This is a genomic window from Saccharothrix hoggarensis (assembly GCF_042678885.1).
GTDB lineage: Bacteria > Actinomycetota > Actinomycetes > Mycobacteriales > Pseudonocardiaceae > Actinosynnema > Actinosynnema hoggarensis.
In genome coordinates this window covers 1-1,775 of the sequence record NZ_JBHTLK010000460.1, presented here as the reverse complement: position 1 = coordinate 1,775, position 1,775 = coordinate 1, and the positions used below count along the sequence as shown (strand labels likewise).

Genomic DNA, 1,775 nt, shown 5'->3' with positions numbered 1-1,775 from the left:
ACGTCGAGGGCGCGCCGGAGGTGGCCGCCGCGATCGAGGCCGCCGGCGGCCGGGCGGTGGCGCACACCGGTTCGGTGGCGGACCCGGCGGTCGCGGCGGCGCTCGTGGACCTGTGCGGGTCGTTGTTCGGGCAGGTGGACGGCTTGGTGAACAACGCGGGCATCACGCACTTCGCCGACCCCTGGGACGACGAGCCGGACGTGCTGCGCTCGGTGGTCGAGGTGAACGTGCTGGGCACGCTCTACTGCGGCACGGCGGCGGCGAAGGTCATGCGCGGCGGCTCGATCGTGAACGTCGTGTCCGGCGCGATGCTGGGCCGGGCCGACGCCGCCGCCTACTCGGCGTCCAAGGGCGCGGTCGCGTCGGTGACGCTGTCGTGGGCCGGCGCGCTCGCGGCGCGGGGCGTGCGGGTCAACGGCGTGGCGCCGCTGGCGTGGACGCCGATGATGGGCTCCGACCCGCGGGCCGAGCAGATCAGCTCGCGCGACCAGACGGCCGACAAGATGGCGCCGCTGGTGACCTACCTGCTCAGCGACCTCTCCCGCGACGTGACCGGCCAGCTGGTGCGGTTCCTGCCCGACAAGCTGCACCTCATCGCGCAGCACGCGGTGAAGCAGCCGGTGCTGACGAGCGAGTCGTGGCAGGTCGAGGACATCGCCGCCGCGTTCGCCACCGAGCTGGTCCCCGAGCCGCCCGGCCGGGTCAGGTGGCGGCTGTGACGCGCTGCCGGCGCAGCGGCACGATCAGCGGCGTCTCGGTCTCCGGGTCGGCGATCACGCGGCAGGGCAGGCCGAACACGTCCTCGACCAGCTCCGCCGTCACGATGTCCGCCGGGTGGCCCTGCGCCACCACGCCGACGCCGGGTTTCATCGCGATCAGGTGGGTGGCGTAGCGGCACGCCTGGTTCAGGTCGTGCAGCACGGCGACCAGCGTGTGGTTGCCGGTCTCGTGCAGGTTCGCGCACAGGTCCAGCACCTCGACCTGGTGCGCGATGTCCAGGAACGTCGTGGGCTCGTCCAGCAGCAGGATCGACGTGTCCTGCGCGAGCACCATGGCGAGCCACACCCGCTGCCGCTGCCCGCCGGACAGCTCGTCGACCAGCCGGTCGGCCAGGTCGTGCACGCCGGTCATCCGCATCGCCTCGTCGGTCGCCGCCTCGTCGTCGGCGGACCACTGCCGCAGCAACCGCTGGTGCGGGTACCGGCCGCGGGCCACGAGCTCGCCGACGGTGATGCCGCCGGGCGCGAGCGACGACTGCGGCAGCAGGCCGAGCCTGCGGGCGACCTCCTTCGAGCGGTACGACGAGATCGCCGCGCCGTCCAGGTACACCGAGCCCGCGCGTGGCTTCAGCATCCGCGCCAGCGCCTTGAGCACGGTCGACTTGCCGCACGCGTTGGGGCCCACGATGACGGTGAACGAGCCGTCCGGGATCTCCACGTCCAGCCCGGACACCACGACCCGCTCGTCGTAGGACAGGGTCAGCTCCGCACCGCGCAGCCGCGCCGTCCCCGGTCCCGCCTCGGGCACCGTCATGTCGCGCTCCCCTTCCTCCACTCACTGGCCAGCAGCCAGACCAGGTAGAGCCCGCCGATCGCGCCGGTCGCGATGCCGACCGGCAGTGGGGTCGCCGGGAACAGCCGTTGCACCGCGAAGTCGCTGACGACCAGCAGCAGCCCGCCCAGGAGCGCGGACGCCGCCAGGCCGGGGCCGGACGCCCCGGTGAGCCGGCGGGCCAGCTGCGGCGCGGCCAGCGCCACGAGCGTGATCGGCCCGGC

General features: G+C 73.9%; 3 protein-coding genes. 1 reads left to right on the top strand and 2 read right to left on the bottom strand.

Annotated features, from left to right (window positions below):
* Positions 1-719 (top strand): SDR family NAD(P)-dependent oxidoreductase (locus ACFQ3T_RS36390; protein ID WP_380730681.1); only part of this gene is annotated, 719 nt, incomplete at its 5' end.
* Here the strand turns inward: ACFQ3T_RS36390 and ACFQ3T_RS36385 are convergent.
* Positions 703-1,533: an ABC transporter ATP-binding protein gene (locus ACFQ3T_RS36385; RefSeq protein WP_380730679.1), complete on the bottom strand. Its 831-nt coding sequence runs from the start codon at positions 1,531-1,533 to the stop codon at positions 703-705. The two genes, ACFQ3T_RS36390 and ACFQ3T_RS36385, sit on opposite strands and share 17 nt — an antisense overlap.
* Positions 1,530-1,775 (bottom strand): iron chelate uptake ABC transporter family permease subunit (locus tag ACFQ3T_RS36380; RefSeq protein WP_380730677.1); only part of this gene is annotated, 246 nt, incomplete at its 5' end. The genes ACFQ3T_RS36385 and ACFQ3T_RS36380, both read right to left, overlap by 4 nt.

Coding starts and splice junctions, on each gene's coding strand:
- ACFQ3T_RS36385 (WP_380730679.1), bottom strand. CDS start 1,533: ATGACGGTGCCCGAGGCGGGACCGGGGACGGCGCGGCTGCGCGGTGCG.